This window comes from Candidatus Nanopelagicales bacterium, assembly GCA_041393815.1.
In the GTDB taxonomy this organism is placed as follows: domain Bacteria; phylum Actinomycetota; class Actinomycetes; order S36-B12; family JAWKJK01; genus JAWKJK01.
The window spans coordinates 40,249-55,499 of sequence record JAWKJK010000007.1 but is presented as its reverse complement, the minus strand read 5'-3'; the positions used below and the strand labels follow the sequence as shown (position 1 = coordinate 55,499).

Here is a 15,251-nt window from a genome sequence, read left to right as displayed (position 1 = left end):
ACGAGGCCACGGGGCCGCGGTGCAGCCCGGATCCCCCCACTATGGCGCGGACGCGGGGGGCGTTGCAGGGCCAAGGGTCCGCCGGGCCAGTTGTCCCGCCAGCACCCGTGGCGCCTCGGCCAGGGACGGCCCGTACCAGGTCAGGTGTCGGCCCGACACCAGGGCGCAGGGGACCCCGGGGAACGCCTCGGGACCGTCATCGGGGGTGAACACGTACGGCTCGTCCGGCAGGACCACGAGCGCCGCGTCGCGGGACCGCAGCTCGGCCAGCGACGGCCGCGGGTACCGCTCGGCGGCGTCGTCATACAGGTTGCGCACCCCCAGGCGCAGCAGCACGTCGCCGGCGAACGTGTCGGACCCGACGACGACCCACGGCCGTCGCCACACCGGCACGACCGCCGGCTCCAGCGCCGCGACCGCGTCCGGTCCGGCCGGGACGGGCCGCGGCACCCACGCGGCCCGGGCCGCCGTCAGCCACCCCGGCTCGGTGGCCACCCCGAGCGCGCCGCGGACCAGCCGACTCAGCGAGTCCAGCGCCGCGGCGACCGTCCGCGGCCCGGTGACCCAGCAGGCGACCCCGGCCGCACGCAGGGCCTCGACGTCCTCGCGCCGGTTCTCCTCGTCGTTGACGAGCACGACGTCCGGGGCCAGCGCCACGACGGCGGCCACGTCCGGGTTCTTGGTCCCCCCGACCCGAGCCACGTCCAGGCCCGCGGGGTGGGTGCACCAGCGGGTCGCGCCGACCAGGAGGTCCGGCCGGGTCAGCGCCACCGTCTCGGTGAGGGACGGCACCAGGGACACCACGCGCCGCACCGGCCGGTCCACCGCCAGCGGCAGACCCCGGTCGTCGCGGACGACGTCACCAACGTCGCCGCCGTCGCCCGTCACGGGTCCACCAGCACGCCCGGGTTGAGCAGCGCACCGGGGTCCACCGCCGCCTTCGCGGCCCGCAACGCGGCCGCGAACGGGTCGGGCCGCTGGCCGTCGTACCACCGCCGGTGGTCCCGGCCGACCGCGTGGTGGTGCGTGATGGTCCCGCCCGCCGCGGCGATGGCGTCCCCTGCCGCCGTCTTCATCGCCGACCACCGGGCGATCTCCTCGCCCGGCACCGTGGGCGCCAGCACCGTGACGTACGGCGCGGGGCCGTCGGGGTAGACGTGGGTGAAGCGCACCGACACCCGGCACGGCGCGCCCAGCGCGTCGCGGACCGCCGCGGTCACCCGCTCGTGCAGGTCGGGGAAGGCGTCCCACGTGACCGCGGTCTCGAAGGTGTCCGCCAGCACGCCGAGCCGGATCAGGCCGTCGCGCAGGTACGGCATCCGCAAGAACGCGTCCCGCCAGGTGCCGGCCGCGTCGGCGCCCCCGTCACCCGAGGGCTTCGCATCGTCGGACCACCGGCCGCCGTACGACGCGCACAGGTCCAGCGCCTGGCGCAGCTCCGCGTCGACCGGCCGCTCAGGCGCCTCGAAACCGAGGACCAGCACCGCGTCCCGACCGTCACCGGCACCCGACTGCGCCGCCTCCAGCGGGTCCAGCAGCCGGCAGTTCGCCGGCTGCAGGCCGCTCTGGGCGATGGCGCGCACCGCGTCCACGGCCGCCGGCCAGGACGCGAAGCGGATCGACCGCCCGGCCCGCGCGCCCGGCCGGGGGCGGACCCGCACCCACGCCTCGGTCACGACGCCGAGGGCCCCTTCGGAGCCCAGCAGCAGCCGGTCCGGGCTGGGCCCGGCGCCGGAGCCGGGCAGCCGCCGCGACTCCCACACCCCGACCGGGGTCAGCGCCCGCACGCTCTCGACCAGGTCGTCGATGTGGGTGGGACCGGTCGCGAAGTGCCCGCCGGCGCGGGTCGCCACCCACCCGCCGAGGGTGGACAGCTCGAACGACTGGGGGAAGAACCGGAGCGTCAGCCCGTGCTCGGCGAGCTGCCGCTCCAGCACCGGCCCGGTGGCACCTGCCTGGATCCGCGCGGCGCGCGAGACCGGGTCCACCTCCAGCACCCGGTCCATCCCGGTCAGGTCCACGGTGACGACCCCGGCGTAGCCGTCCGGCACCACCGGGCGCACGCCGCCGACGACGCTGGTGCCACCGCCGTACGGGACCACCGCCGCGCCGACATCGCCCGCCCAGGCCAGCAGCTCCGCCAGGTCGGTCTCGTCGGCCGGCCGCGCGACCACGTCGGGGGCGTACGGGAACTCTCCGTGCAGCGCGCGCACGAGGTCCGGGTAGGCCTGGCCGCCCGCGTGTGCCACCCGGTCGGCGGTGCCGGTGGAGCAGACCCGTTCCAGCCGGTCACCGGCCGGGAGCGGGAGGCGCGGCGGGTCGAGGACGACGTCCTCCGGCGGGACCGGGTCCACCGGGTCCCGCCCCTCGAACCCGAGCAGCTGCGGCAGGCCCGGGGCCAGCGCCCGGATCTGCTCGGTCGTCAGCGCCTCGTCGGCGAAGCCCCAGCCCCACGCGGCCCGGCGACGTACGTCCGACACCCGTGCCCACCTCCCACCCTCGCCCACTGGTCCGCCGCCTCGACGCTAGTGCCCCCGCGCCCGCCCCGGCCTTTGGTTGACTGCCCCGATGGGCACGGGTCCGGGACGGCGACGGTTCCCGGAGCGACCCTTCCCCGGCGACCCCGTCCCCGGCCCGGCCGGCCTCACCGACCCGGGGATCACCACGCGCGCGCTCCTGCTGCTCGGCGCGGTCGCCATCGTCGGCGGCGTCCTCACCGGGCTGGTGGGCACCGCCTTCCAGATCACCCTGGCGGCCGCCGACGACGCGCGGGTGGCCATGGTCGACTGGGCCCGGCACTGGCCGTGGGTGGGCTGGGTCGTCCCGGTGCTGGCGTGCGGCGCCGGGGTGGCCCTGGCGCGCCTGGTGGTGAGGTTCGCCCCGATCGCGTCCGGGAGCGGCGTGCAGCGGGTCGAGGCGGTGATGCGCGGCGAGGTCGGGCCGGCCCCGCTGTCGGTGGTCCCGGCCAAGTTCGTCGGCGGTGTCCTGGCGATCGGGTCCGGGCTGGCCCTGGGCCGCGAGGGGCCCAGCGTGCAGATGGGCGCGGTCATCGGCGACGAGCTGGCCCGCCGGACCCGGATGGACCACCCCGACCTGCGCAGCATGCAGGCAGCGATGGCCGGTGCCGGGCTGGCGGTCGCCTTCAACGCCCCACTGGGCGGCGCGGTCTTCGTGTTCGAGGAGGTGTCGCGCAGCTTCCGGCTGCGGCTGGCCGTCGCCACCCTCGTCGGCACCGCGTGCGCGATCGCCACGTACCGCGCGATCCTCGGCGACTTCGTCCTCTTCGACGTGCCCGAGCTGCCCGAGGCGCCACTGGCGACCCTGCCGCTGTTCGCGCTGCTGGGCGTTCTCCTCGGTGTGGCCGGGGTCGCGTACAACCGGTTCGTGGTGACGTCGATCGACGTCTTCGCCCGGTCCCGGATCGTGCCGGTGGAGCTGAGGGCCGGCATCGTCGGCGCCGCGGTCGGGCTGCTGGCCTGGCTCTCCCCGGAGCTCGTCGGCGGTGGCGACGCGCTGAACCAGCGCATCCTCGACGGGCGGATCCCGCTGCTGGTGCTGGGCGGCATCCTGGCCGTGCGCTGGGTGCTGGGACCGGTGTCGTACGCGCTGGGAACGGTCGGCGGACTGTTCGCGCCGCTACTCGTGGTCGGTGCCGCGGGCGGGGCGCTCCTCGGCGGACTCGTGACGGCCGTAGCACCCGGGCAGCAGGACGCCACGGTGGCCTTCGCCGTCGTCGGGATGGCCGCGTTCTTCACCGCCGTGGTGCGCGCACCCTTCACCGGGATCGTGCTGATCGCCGAGATGACCGGCTCCACCAGCCAGGTGGTGCCGCTGCTATTGGCGTGCGGCGCCGCGATGCTCACGGCGACCCTGCTGCGGGGCGAGCCGATCTACGACACCCTGCGGTCACGGATGCTCGCCACGGAGCGGACGCGAGGGGGTGGCTGATGGTGCTCGACCCGGCGCTGGACATCTTCTGGCTCGGCAAGGCGGTCTCGGTCGCGACCCGCACCCGCAACGCCCTGACCGACCTGCGCCGAGACCTGGCCTACCTGGACTCCGCCCGGCGTGCGGTCCTGCCGCTGCCCACCGACCCGCGGCCGGTGGGCGGGTCGCCGTTCCCGGTGGACGTGTCCACCTCGCTGCCCGCACTGGCCGGTCGCCGGGTCTCCGTCTCGGCCACCGGCGGCAGCGGCGCGATGGCCAGCCTGCTGGGCGTGCTGCGCGCCTTCGAGGAGGCCGGTCTGCGGCCCGCGGCGCTGTCGGTGTGCTCCGGCTCGGCCCTCTTCGGCTTCCCGTGGGCGGCCGGGGTGCCCGCCGACGAGGTCGCCGACTTCCTGCTCCGCCTGCACCCCGGCGACTACGTGGACCCCGACTGGCGCCGGCTGGCGACGCTGGTGCCCACGCTCGGGCGCGGCTTCGGCGGGATCGTGCGCGGCGAGGCGATCGAGGCGGCGCTGCTGGACTGGCTCGGCGACATCACGCTGGGCGACCTCGAGGTGCCCTGCTACTCCCCCGCGTGGCAGGTCGAGGAGAACCGGCTGGTGTTCCTCGGTCCGCGAACCTTCCCGGAGCTCACGGTGGCGCGGGCGATCCGGGTGTCCATCGCGCTGCCGCTGTTCTTCGCGCCGGTGCCGCTGGACGACGGCTGGTACTGCGACGGCGGCGTCGTCGACGTGTTCCCGGTACGCCCGCTGCTGGAGCTGGAGCCGCCGCCGGACGCCGCGCTCGCGGTGAACTGCTTCTGGCCCACCGGGCTCACCGGCGAGGAGCGGCACGGCTGGCAGGACGAGGCGTTCAGCCTGCTCGGCATCGAGTCGCAGGTGCGCACCGCCAACCACCTGCAGCACTCGCGCGACAACCTGGACCGGCTGCACCGCAACTGCCCGACCGTGCTCCTGGAGCCGGTGCCGTACGCGACCGTGCACGGCTCCGGACTGACGCGGCACTTCGTCGACAGCTCGCGCTGGCCGCAGTTCATGATGGCGGGGCTCGTCGACGGCCGACAGGGCCTGCGCACGCTGGCCGAACTGCTGTCGTCCTGACCGGGGAGTCAGGGAGCACAGCACCGCCACACCTCGGTCTCCGTCCGCAACCCTTACGGACCGCTGACGGGGCCGCGCTCGGCCTGGTGCCGGGCCCACTCGCCCGCCCAGACTGCCCGGGTGCCCATCCTCCGCAGTGCCCTTGTCCTCGGCGGCGCAACCGCCCTCACCCTCGGCCTCGCCACCCCCGGGACGGCCGCGCCCGTCCCCGACGGCCACCGGCCCGCCACGGTCGCGGTCGCGTCCACGGCGCGGACCGCCGTGCCCGCAGCGACCCGGGGCATCGTCATCCGCGCGACCAGGGTCGGCTCGTACGGCACCGTTCTCACCGACGGCCGCGGGATGCCGCTGTACCTGTTCACCCGCGACCGCGGCAGTACCTCGCGCTGCTACGGCGACTGCGCGCAGGCCTGGCCCGTGACGTACGCGAAGGGCAAGCCGCGGGCGGGGACCGGCGTCAGCGCCCGGCTGCTCGGCACGACCAAGCGGTCCGACGGCCGCCTGCAGGTCACCTACCGCGGGCACCCGCTCTACTACTACGAGCACGACCGCCCGCGGGTCGCCCTGTGCCACGACGTCCGCGAGTTCGGCGGCCTGTGGCTGCTGGTGAAGCCGAACGGCCGCCCGCTCCCCTGACGCGCGGCCGGCCGTCCGGGCGCACCGGCCCCGGCTACGCAGCCGGGAAGGAGCCCACCATCACGGCGGCACCGGTCGGGTCCGTCAGGCCCGCGAACGTGCCGGGGCCCATCTGCATCGGCGGCAGGAACACCTGCGCGCCCAGGCCCTCCGCCGTCGCCACCGACGTCGCGCAGTCCTCGACCGCGAAGTACGCCAGCCACAGGCTGGGCACCTCCGCGGGGACGTTGGGTGGCGTCGCCATCGCGCCGCAGTTGCTGGTGTCGTCGCCCTCCTTCGCGTCGACGTGGCCGACCAGGTAGCCGTCGCCCATCGAGTCGTCCCACCGCCAGCCGAAGGTGGCGGCGTAGAACGGGGTCGCGGCGGCCAGGTCGCGGGACTGCAGCTCGTTCCACGTCAGCGAGCCCGGCTTGTTGAACAGGTCCGCGCCCTGGTGGTCCTGTGGCTCCCACACTCCGACGGCCGCGCCGCTGGGGTCGGCCACCATCGCCATCCGGCCCTGCGTCATGACCTGCATCGCCGGCATCACGACCGCGCCCCCCGCGTCCCCGGCCCGCGCGAGGGTCGCGTCGAGGTCGGACACCAGGACGTAGGAGTTCCACATCGAGGGGACGCCCGACGCCGCCATGTCCGGAGGCAGCGGCCCGATGCCGGCGACCGTGTCCTCGCCCTTGAGGCACATCGTGTAGACCGGGCCCATCGGGGTCGGGATGTCGTCGTAGACCCAGCCGAACAGCCCCCCGTAGAACTCCTTCGCCGCGGCCACATCGGTCGTGACCAGGTCGACCCAGCCGAACAGGCCGTCGGGATAGCGCATGGGTGAGCCCCTTTCCGGGGAACGGGTGCGGTTCCCCGGGACGCTACGCCGCCGTCAGCCCGTGGGGAAGCGGTCGTACCACTGCCGCCAGATCTCGTACAGCCGCGCGTGCACTGCGGGGATGTCCCGCATCAGGTGGCCGGCCCAGCCGCGGTCGCCCAGGCCCCAGTGCGACCAGTCGGTGCCGCCGCGACTCATCACGTATGCCGCGCGCGCGTTGGCCAGCGGGTCGTTGACGGCCGCCGGGTCGATGTAGCGGCCGAGGTGGATGTCGTTGAGCTGGAACAGGCCGTGGTCGCGCGAGCCGTTGGTGTTGTAGGGCCCGATGGCGCCGGGGTAGCCGCCGGACTCCCGCATGACCACCGCCCACGCCACCCGCAGCGCCTCACCGGCGAAGCCGGCCCGCTGCAGCACGTTGACCAGCTCCAGGCCGGAGAGCTTGGGACCGCCCAGGTAGCGGCCGTTCGGCGCGGACTCGGCTGCGCGCGCCGCCGCCTCCCACGCGGCCCGCTGCTCGGCCTCGCGCCGCGCCGCCTCCTCCGCGAGCAGCCGCTGGACGGTGGCGTCGGCGCCGGCCAGCTTGGCCTCGAGCTCGGTCTCCAGGGCCTGGGCCTCGGCCGCGGCCGCCTGCGCCTCGGCAGCGACCCGGGCACGCGTCTGCGAGGTCAGCGCCGTGCCGTCGAGCCGGTCGCGGGCCTCGTCCGCCTCCGCGGCCAGGTCGTCGGCGGCACGCGACGCGGTCAGGGAGCCCTGCACGAAGGCGGAGACGGCGGCCACCCCGTCCAGCAGGGAGGACAGGGACCGGCTGTCCAGGACGGCGGCGTAGAGGCCGCCGGGGCCGCCGATCATGTACAGCGAGCGGACCGCCCGGACCGAGCGGGCCCGCTCGGCGGCCACCGCCCGGTCCAGCGCGTCGATGCGCCGGGCCTCCATCAGCTCGGCCTGGACCGAGCCGTCGAGGGCCTCGCGCGCCGCCGCGTAGCGGCCCACCGCGAGCTCGACCCGCGCCTGCAGCGACTCGATCTCCAGCCGCAGCGCCTGCGCGTTCGCCATCGCGGTGGCGCTGTCCTGGGGCTGGCCCTCGTCGGCCGCCACCACCGTGGCGCCGGCAGGCAGCCCGGTCGCGACCAGCGCGAGCAGTGCCGTCGCCGCCCGGGCAGCGCGTCTCATCGACACGCCTCCTTCATCGGCACGACCCGGTCACGACTCCAGTGAACCACCCGGCGCCGCGTCCGCCGGCACACGAACGGGGAGGATCACCTCGTTGCGGCGCAGGAACCACGGCGTCCACGGCGGGTCGAACCGGGCCCACCGGGCCGGTCCGGCGACCGTCAGCCCCCGCCTGTCGGCGGCCGCCCGCAGCGCCTCCTCGTGCCGCTCGTAGGACCCCCGGGACCAGCGACCGGAGTACCGCGCGACCAGCGCCCACTCCTCGCCCACCTCGCGGACCCGCACCCGGGGGTCGGTCGGCTGCGGTGCGCCCGCCTGCGCCGTCGACGCCGGCAGCACGAACGCCACCGTGTACGCCGGACCGGACGGGGCCGGCTCCTGCAGGACCGGGGCGGTCATCGCCAACCGGTCGCCGGTGGCGTTGCCCCCACCGAGGTAGCCCACCAGGGCGCGGAACGCCCGCGTCCCCGCGGACTCGAAGGACGCGTCGATCCCGGTCTCGGCGACCAGGTGCCGCGGGTAGCGGCGCAACTCGTACCCGCCGACGGCCTCGACCACGTCGTAGGCCTGCTGCTCGGTCACCCAGCAACGCTACGCCCGCCCGGCACGCCCCACCCGGAACGCCCCCGCCGGGCCGCCCCGCCCGGGGCGGGTTGCCGAGTGGCGAGGGCGTCTCGCCGCGGGGCCTTCGGCAGGGGCAGACTGTGCGCATGACGCAGGAGGACACCGGTACCGGGCGGTCGGCCGCCCTCGAGGAGCGCCTGGACCAGGTGCGGCAGTGGGAGGAGAGCATCCGCCCCGGGCCGCTCACCCGGCTGGTCCGCAGGCTGGGCCGCACCCGTGGCTTCGCCGCCGTCTACCGCCGGGTCGGGCCGATCGTCGACCCCAAGATCGCGCACATCGCCGACGGCGGCGTGATCGCCAAGGTGTACGGCCTGCCGTTCCTGCTGCTGCACACCACCGGTGCGAAGTCCGGGCAGCCGCGCACCTCGCCGCTGGTGTTCCTCCGCGACGGCGACGACTTCCTGCTGGTGGGCACCAACTTCGGGCAGCCCAAGCACCCCGGCTGGACCGCGAACCTGCGGGCCCACCCGGAGGCCGCGCTGGAGGTCGGGCCGGTCCGTCTCGACGTCACCGCGCTCCAGATCGAGGACCCCGACGAGTGGGCGCACCACTGGGAGTCGTTCAAGGCGGTCTATCCCGGCTACGCGAACTACCTCGATCGCCGCGGCACGCTGACGCCGCGGATGTTCCGGCTCACCCCGCACGGATGACGCGACCGGGGTCACCGTGCTCGCCGGGGCGGAGGTGCTCGAGGGGTACGACCCCCCGCCACCCTCACCCGGCCGCCGTCGGCTGACCCGGGCCGCGGTCGCCCTCGCGGTCCTCGCCGCTGCCGCCGTCCTCGGTGCCCGCGCCCTCACCGACCGGCCGCCCCCCGACGGAGATGGCGCGCCGGCACGCGTCCCCCTGGTGGAACTGGACAAGGCTCCCGCCGGGCCCGCCGACGCCGCACGGCTGCTGCTGGCCGACGGCCGCGGCGCGACCTGGGCGGTGACCCCGCAGGGCTGGGTGGTGCGGCTGGACGCGACCACACCGCCCGTCCCCTCGGCCGGCCCGCCGGCCGACCCGTCGACCGACCGGCCGGCCTACCTGCCCGCGGCCCTGTCGGCAGCGCTGTCCGCCGACGGCCGCCTGCTGGCGTCGGCCGGGTCGAGCGGGGTGGAGCTCGCCCGTACCGACGGCGGGGAACGGGCCCTGCCCCTCCCGGGCGAGCCCGACCGGGAGCGGACCGTCGCCGTCTCCGCCGACGGCGGACTCGTCGCGGTTGTCACCGTGGCCACCGCGACCCGCGCCGACCTCACCGTGCTGGACCGGGACGGGCAGGTGCGACGAGCGGTGGCCCTCACCGGATTCGGCTCGCCGGTCGGCGCGTCGTTCTCCGACGACGGACGACGGATCGTCGTCGCCGGCGACGGCGGCGTGGGCACGGTGGACCTGAATACGGGCGAGGTCACCGGGCCGCTGGCGGTCTCCAGCCCCTGGCACCGCATGCGGTGGTCCTGGGACCGGGGGTGGGCGGCGTCCCCGGACGGCTCCCGCGTGGTGCTCCCCGGGGAGCGGGTCGTGTGGCACGAGCTCGACGCGACCACCGGGCGCATCCTCAGCCGGTTCACCCGGCCGCCCGTCGACGTCCTGCTCGGGTGGACCGTCGACGGCCTGCTGGTGTGGTGGCGCCCCGGCCCGATCGGGTGCGCGGGCCGGGTGCTGGCCCGCGCACCGGACGGGTCCCGCGAGCGGGTGGTGCTGGAGGTCGCGGACGGCGCGACCTGCGTGCGCCGGGCCCTGTACGCGACCGGGGTGCCGGCCCTGGCCGGATAGGTCCGGCGCGGCCGAGTCCGGCGCGGTCCGATCGAGCGCCCGGCCTCAGCCGCTGACCGCGGCGAGGCGGTGCTTCAGCACCGTCAGCGCGATGGGATCGCCGCCCTCGACCACGGCACCGTCGGGCACCGGCCGGCCCCACAGGTGCAGCAGCAGGTCCGCCGGCGCTCCGCGGACGTACGCGTCGTCGGCCTCGTCCGGGCGATTCGAGCCCACGCCGCCGGCCGCCGCCGCGACCCCCACGCCGACCACGGTCACGGACGTGTCCTCCAGCAGCACCCGCCAGGCGTGCAGCCGGCCGTCGACCCGCACGGTCCGCCCGGCGGCCTCCGGCCGCGGGTCCTCGTCCCAGGGCCAGGCCAGCCAGCCCAGCACCTCGTCGACGCCGTCCGCGGCCAGCCGAGGACCGATCGGCGCCGGCGGCGGCCCGCCCGCCGCCTCGCGGGCCAGCTCGGCATCAACCCGGTGCACGACGGTCTCCTGCGCCATCCGGCGCTGCCAGAACCCCACGGTCTGCTCCGCCGGCCAGAACGTCCAGGCCGGCGCCGAACTGTCGCCGCCGTACACCGCTGCGGCCATGCCCGCGCGCATCCGGTCGCACCAGTCCAGCACCGGCTCGCCCTCGGCCGGACCGCGCTGCCACTCGCCGTCCTCCGGCCGCCGACCCAGCTCGACCGCGGCCCGCTTGTGGTCGTACACCGCTCCCACGTGCGCGACGAGGTCGGCCATCGACCACCCCGGGCAGGTGGGCACCGGCAGCTCGAGGTGGCCCTCCGCGGCGTCCCGCAGCCGCTGCGCGTCGACCTCGACCGAGGCGCGGTAGTCGGCCAGCGTCAGTCGGGTGGCATCCAGAGACATGGCCGCAGTCTGCCGCGCACGGCAGACTGGTGCGGTGAAGCCGCCGCACTGGCACTCCTCCGGAGGTGACGCGACGCCGCCCGGATGGGACTGGCTCGGCCCGCTGGAGCGACGCCGGGCGCAGACCATGCGGTTCGCCAAGCGGCGGGACGAGTTCCTGATGGCGCGCTGGGCCGCGAAGACCGCCGTGGCCGGATCCCTGGCCGACGGCACCCGCCCGGACGAGGTGGAGATCCGGCACGCCGCCGACGGCGCCCCGCACGCGTACGTGCGCGACGAGCCGTGGGACCGCCGGCTCTCGCTGACCGACCGGGCCGACTGGGCGGTGTGCCTGGTCTCGCCGTCGCAGGTCGAGGTGGGCTGCGACCTGGAGCTGGTCGAGGCGCGCAGCGAGGGGTTCGTCCGCGACTGGCTCACGCCGGCCGAGCAGGACCTGGTCTCCGGGGCGTCCGGCCCCGAGGAGCACGCGCTGCGCGCGAACCTGGTCTGGTCGGCGAAGGAGAGCGCGCTGAAGGTGCTGCGGACGGGGCTGCGCCGGTCCACCCACTCCGTCGAGGTGACGCTGGACCCGGCGTCGGCCGCGGACGCGGACGGCTGGCGGCCGCTGTCGGTGCGCGACCGCGACGGCGGCGCGGACTTTCCCGGGTGGTGGTGCCGCCACGGCGACTTCCTGCTCACCACCTGCGCCCAGGAGCCGATGCCGGCACCGGTCGCCCTGGTGGCCCCTCCACCACTGGCCGGGGCCGTGCCCACGCACCGGTGGATGGCCGAGCCGCTGGGGGGTCCGCGGCCGTGAGCGCACCCTCTCCGGACCCGCTCGCGCTCGGGCCGCGCGAGGTGCCGCTCGGCGGCCCGCGCGGGATGCTGGTCCGCCGCACCCTGCCGCACCGGGACGTGCGGACCGTCGGGCCCTGGTGCTTCTGCGACCACTTCGGGCCGCTGGGCTCCGTCGAGTGGTCGGCAGCTGGCCCCGGGCCGGAGCCGGTGATGAAGGTCCCCCCGCACCCGCACACCGGGCTGCAGACGGTCACCTGGCTGCTCGAGGGAGAGGTGGACCACCGCGACACCGTCGGATCGGTGCAGCGGGTCCGCCCCCGCGAGCTCAACCTGATGACGGCCGGCGCGGGGATCGCGCACTCGGAGTACTCGGTCGACCCCGGCACCCTCGACCCCGACGGCTCCCCCGGTCGGCTGTTCGGGGTCCAGCTGTGGGTCGCGCTGCCGGACTCCAGCCGGCACACCGACCCGCACTTCGAGCACCACGCCGACCTGCCGCGGCTGACCCTGGGTGCGTTCGAGGCCACCGTGGTCATGGGTGAGGTGGACTCGGTCCGGTCCCCGGCGCGGACGTACTCGCCGATGCTGGCCGTCGAGGTACGCCTGCCCGCCGGTGCCGCAGGCCGGCTGCCGCTGGATCCCGCGTACGAGCACGCCGTGCTCGCGGCCGACGGGTCGGTGCGGGTCGATGACGTCGAGGTGGGGTTCGGCGCGCTGCTGGTGCTCGACCCGGGCCGGCGCGAGGTGTCGCTGGCCTCGGCCCGCGGGGCGACGCTGCTGCTGTTCGGGGGTGAGCCGCTGGGCGAGGAGCTGCTGATGTGGTGGAACTTCGTCGGCCGCAGCCACGACGAGATCGTCACGTTCCGCGACGACTGGCACGCCGGGCGGTTCGGCACGGTCGTCGGCGACCCGGAGCCCCCGCTGCCCGCACCGGAGCTGCCGCGCACCGTGCTGCGCGCCCGGCCCGGACGTCGCTGAGACCCGACGTGTCCGGGGGCGGCCGGGACGGCCTGGGTGAGGTCCTGGAGGGCCTGCGCGCTGCGCCGCCGTACGCGGGGCTCGACGACGCGGAGCTGCGACGGCTGGCCGCGCGGACCGAGGTCGCGTACTTCGCCGACGGCGCCGTCGTGCTGCCCGCCCCGATGGACCCGACCGGCCCGGTGCTGGTCGTGCGCAGCGGGGTGCTCGCCGTACGCGACGACGGGCGCACGCTGGACCTGCTGTCCGCCGGCGAGGTGCTCGAGGCCGCCGACGTGGTGGCTGGCCTGGGCCCGCGCGCGGAGGCGGTGGCCGCGGAGGACCTGCTGGTCTACCTGGTCCACCCGGCCCGCGCGCCGGAGGGGTCGGCTGCGGGATCCGGCGACCCGGGCACGCTCCGCTCGCCACGCGTGACGGGACCTGCCCCCCGGCGCGTCCCGGCGTCCCGACCGGTCCTGGCGGCACTGGCCCGGCCGGTGCCGGTGGTCGCGCCCGACACCCCGCTCGTCGACGCGGTCCGCCGGATGCGCGACGCGGACGCGTCCGCCGCCGTGGTCACGGACGGGACCGGGCCGGCGGGGATCCTCACCGACCACGACCTGCGAGTACGGGTGGTCGCCGCCGACCGCGACCCGCTGGAGCCGGTCGCCGTGGCGATGTCCGCCCCTCTGCACGTCGTGCACGAGACCGCGGACCCCGACGACGCCCTGCTGGTCATGCTCGACCACGGGGTCCGGCACCTCCCCGTGCTGGGCCCGGCGGGAGCCGTGCTCGGGGTCGTCGAGGACGTGGACCTGCTCGCGGCGCGGGCCAGCGAGCCGCTGCGGCTGCGGCGCGCGCTTGCGCGAGCCACCGGGTCAGGCCAGGTGCTCGCGCTGGCGGGGCGGGTGCTGGACGTGGCGGCCATGGCCCACGAGGAGGGCCTGTCCGCGGTACGGGTCAGCCATACCTACGCGGTGCTCGTCGAGACGCTGGTGCGGCGTCTGCTGCAGCTGGACCTGCGTGAGCGGGGGCCGGCGCCGGCTCCGGTGACCTGGCTGCTGTGCGGGAGCATCGGCCGGCGGGAGCCGGCACCGGACTCCGATCTGGACAGCGCCCTGGTCTGGTGGGCGCCGGTGGACGATGACCGCGTCGCCCGATGGATGCACGACCTGGCGGCACGCATCCTGGATCCGCTGCGGGAGAACGGCTTCCGAGTCGATCGACACGGCGTCGCGGCGGACGACCAGCGGTTCGCCCACCCGGCCGACGCCTGGTCCGACGCGCTGTCCGGCTGGGCGGCGGACCCCGCCCTCGACGGCGGCGACATCTACCTCGCCGCGCTCACCGACGCGCGCCCGGTGTGGGGCGACGGCCCGTGGGAGGCGCTGCGGGCAGACCTCGACGCCGCCCTCGCCCGGCCGCTCGTCCAGCACTCCATGCTGCGGGCCGCTGTCGCCGCGCACCCGCCCGCCGGGTTCGGACGCGGGCTGGTCGTGGACCACGCCGGCGCCCACCGCGGCACGCTGGATCTCAAGCGGGACGGGCTGGTGCCGGTCGTCGGGCTGGCCCGCGCGCTCGGCGCGGCCGCCGGGTCGGATCGGCTCGGCACCGCGGAGCGGCTCGCCGCGGCGGGGCGGGCCGGCCTGCTGGAGCCCGACGAGGAGCGCAGCCTGCTCGATGCGGTGGACTTCCTCACCGACCTGCGCTGGGACCACCAGCTGGCCCGGCGGCGCGACGGCGCCACCCCGGACGACCACCTCGACCCGGACACGCTGAGCACCCTGACCCGCCGCTACCTGCGGGACACCTTCCGCGGGGTCCGGCGGGTGCAGCGCGGCGTCGAGAACCGCCTGGGCGGGCGGTGGCGGTGAGCCGCCCGACCCCTGGCGGGAGGCCGCGTACGCGGTGGTGGACGTCGAGACGACCGGCCTGGACCCGCGCCGGCACGAGGTGCTCTCGGTCGGGGTGGTCCCCGTCGACGGCGCGCGGATCCGGCTGGCGGGCGCGACCTACGAGTCCGTCCGGCCGGTCAGGGACCCCGAGCCCGCCTCGGTCGTCGTGCACGGGATCCGGCCGGTGGAGGCGCGGTCCGGCCTGGACCCCGCGGAGGCGGCGCGGCGGGTGGGCGCGGCGATCGGGGGCGCGTCCTGGTCGCGCACGTCGCCTGGGTGGAGCGTTCCTTCCTGCTGGGCTGGCTGCGCCAGAACGGGATCCGGGCACCGCGGCAGGTCGTCGACACCGACCTGCTCACCCGCTGGTGCATGGCGGCGGCGGGGCAGCCGGTGCGCGCGGACTACGTACCGCTGGAGGAGGCGGTCGCCTGGTTCGGCCTGCCACCGCATCGGGCCCACCACGCGCTGGGCGACGCCCTGGCCACCGCCCAGCTGCTGCTCGCCGCCGCCACCAAGCTGTCCGCCGGGTCCCCCGGGGAGCCGCCCCGGCCGCTCTCGCTGTCCGACCTGCTCGGGGCCGACCGGGCGCTGGCCCGCCTGCGCCACGAGCGCGACCCGAACCCCAGTGGCGGGCGCTGGCGGCGGGACTGACAGCGGGTCCCGTGCGCCTCCGACGGTCCCGCGGTGGCACAGTGTGGAATGGCGTCCGGCGGG

Annotated in this window: 15 protein-coding genes; 9 read left to right on the top strand and 6 right to left on the bottom strand. The window is 76.4% G+C overall.

The features are described 5' to 3' along the window. Positions 1–39: 39 nt before the first annotated feature. Together R2737_16600 and R2737_16595 are read right to left on the bottom strand one after the other, a co-directional pair. Positions 40–888: a helical backbone metal receptor gene (locus tag R2737_16600; protein MEZ5117883.1), complete on the bottom strand. Its 849-nt coding sequence runs from the start codon at positions 886–888 to the stop codon at positions 40–42. Further along, positions 885–2,480, bottom strand: a complete 1,596-nt coding sequence (locus R2737_16595) for an FAD-binding oxidoreductase (GenBank protein ID MEZ5117882.1) — start codon at positions 2,478–2,480, stop codon at positions 885–887. Before R2737_16595 ends, R2737_16600 begins: the two co-directional genes overlap by 4 nt. A gap of 88 nt (positions 2,481–2,568) precedes the next feature. Between R2737_16595 and R2737_16590 the strand changes: the two genes are divergently transcribed. The 3 genes from R2737_16590 to R2737_16580 all read left to right on the top strand — a co-directional run bounded on the left by R2737_16590 (position 2,569) and on the right by R2737_16580 (position 5,681). Continuing rightward, positions 2,569–3,948, top strand: a complete 1,380-nt coding sequence (locus R2737_16590; protein MEZ5117881.1) for a ClC family H(+)/Cl(-) exchange transporter — start codon at positions 2,569–2,571, stop codon at positions 3,946–3,948. Continuing rightward, positions 3,948–5,045, top strand: coding sequence for a patatin-like phospholipase family protein (locus R2737_16585; protein ID MEZ5117880.1), 1,098 nt, complete (start codon positions 3,948–3,950; stop codon positions 5,043–5,045). The genes R2737_16590 and R2737_16585 overlap by 1 nt, the downstream gene beginning before the upstream one ends. Positions 5,046–5,165: 120 nt before the next feature. Continuing rightward, on the top strand, positions 5,166–5,681 hold the full coding sequence (locus tag R2737_16580; protein ID MEZ5117879.1) for a hypothetical protein: 516 nt from the start codon (positions 5,166–5,168) through the stop codon (positions 5,679–5,681). Between the two features lie 34 nt (positions 5,682–5,715). On the opposite strand, the gene R2737_16575 is transcribed toward R2737_16580, so the two are convergent. Genes R2737_16575 through R2737_16565 form a run of 3 tightly spaced genes read right to left on the bottom strand, consistent with a single transcriptional unit; the run spans position 5,716 to position 8,250 of the window. Beyond that, positions 5,716–6,498 (bottom strand): VOC family protein, encoded by a 783-nt coding sequence (locus R2737_16575; protein ID MEZ5117878.1) that lies wholly within the window; start codon positions 6,496–6,498, stop codon positions 5,716–5,718. Between the two features lie 54 nt (positions 6,499–6,552). Next, positions 6,553–7,668, bottom strand: coding sequence for a hypothetical protein (locus R2737_16570; GenBank protein MEZ5117877.1), 1,116 nt, complete (start codon positions 7,666–7,668; stop codon positions 6,553–6,555). A gap of 30 nt (positions 7,669–7,698) precedes the next feature. After that, positions 7,699–8,250, bottom strand: a complete 552-nt coding sequence (locus tag R2737_16565) for a heme-binding protein (protein MEZ5117876.1) — start codon at positions 8,248–8,250, stop codon at positions 7,699–7,701. Positions 8,251–8,378: 128 nt separating this feature from the next. Between R2737_16565 and R2737_16560 the strand changes: the two genes are divergently transcribed. Continuing rightward, a complete protein-coding gene (locus R2737_16560; GenBank protein MEZ5117875.1) occupies positions 8,379–8,942 on the top strand; it encodes a nitroreductase/quinone reductase family protein in 564 nt (187 codons plus the stop codon). A 16-nt stretch (positions 8,943–8,958) separates the two neighbouring features. Continuing rightward, complete coding sequence (locus R2737_16555) at positions 8,959–10,050, top strand: hypothetical protein (protein ID MEZ5117874.1); 1,092 nt, start codon at positions 8,959–8,961, stop codon at positions 10,048–10,050. Positions 10,051–10,095: 45 nt separating this feature from the next. Here the strand turns inward: R2737_16555 and R2737_16550 are convergent, their stop codons facing one another. Then, entirely contained in the window at positions 10,096–10,908 is an 813-nt protein-coding gene (locus R2737_16550; protein ID MEZ5117873.1) for a maleylpyruvate isomerase N-terminal domain-containing protein, read from the bottom strand. Between the two features lie 34 nt (positions 10,909–10,942). Here R2737_16550 and R2737_16545 point away from each other — a divergent pair, with 34 nt between their 5' ends. From R2737_16545 to R2737_16530, 4 genes are all read left to right on the top strand, one after another. Beyond that, positions 10,943–11,704, top strand: a complete 762-nt coding sequence (locus R2737_16545) for a 4'-phosphopantetheinyl transferase superfamily protein (protein ID MEZ5117872.1) — start codon at positions 10,943–10,945, stop codon at positions 11,702–11,704. Beyond that, positions 11,701–12,663 (top strand): pirin family protein, encoded by a 963-nt coding sequence (locus R2737_16540; GenBank protein ID MEZ5117871.1) that lies wholly within the window; start codon positions 11,701–11,703, stop codon positions 12,661–12,663. Before R2737_16545 ends, R2737_16540 begins: the two co-directional genes overlap by 4 nt. Positions 12,664–12,671: 8 nt before the next feature. Then, positions 12,672–14,516, top strand: coding sequence for a putative nucleotidyltransferase substrate binding domain-containing protein (locus tag R2737_16535; protein MEZ5117870.1), 1,845 nt, complete (start codon positions 12,672–12,674; stop codon positions 14,514–14,516). Positions 14,517–14,813: 297 nt separating this feature from the next. Further along, on the top strand, positions 14,814–15,188 hold the full coding sequence (locus tag R2737_16530; GenBank protein ID MEZ5117869.1) for a hypothetical protein: 375 nt from the start codon (positions 14,814–14,816) through the stop codon (positions 15,186–15,188). The last annotated feature ends 63 nt before the right edge of the window (positions 15,189–15,251 follow it).

Coding starts and splice junctions, on each gene's coding strand:
- R2737_16560 (MEZ5117875.1), top strand. CDS start 8,379: ATGACGCAGGAGGACACCGGTACCGGGCGGTCGGCCGCCCTCGAGGAG.
- R2737_16575 (MEZ5117878.1), bottom strand. CDS start 6,498: ATGCGCTATCCCGACGGCCTGTTCGGCTGGGTCGACCTGGTCACGACC.
- R2737_16585 (MEZ5117880.1), top strand. CDS start 3,948: ATGGTGCTCGACCCGGCGCTGGACATCTTCTGGCTCGGCAAGGCGGTC.
- R2737_16550 (MEZ5117873.1), bottom strand. CDS start 10,908: ATGTCTCTGGATGCCACCCGACTGACGCTGGCCGACTACCGCGCCTCG.
- R2737_16590 (MEZ5117881.1), top strand. CDS start 2,569: ATGGGCACGGGTCCGGGACGGCGACGGTTCCCGGAGCGACCCTTCCCC.
- R2737_16570 (MEZ5117877.1), bottom strand. CDS start 7,668: ATGAGACGCGCTGCCCGGGCGGCGACGGCACTGCTCGCGCTGGTCGCG.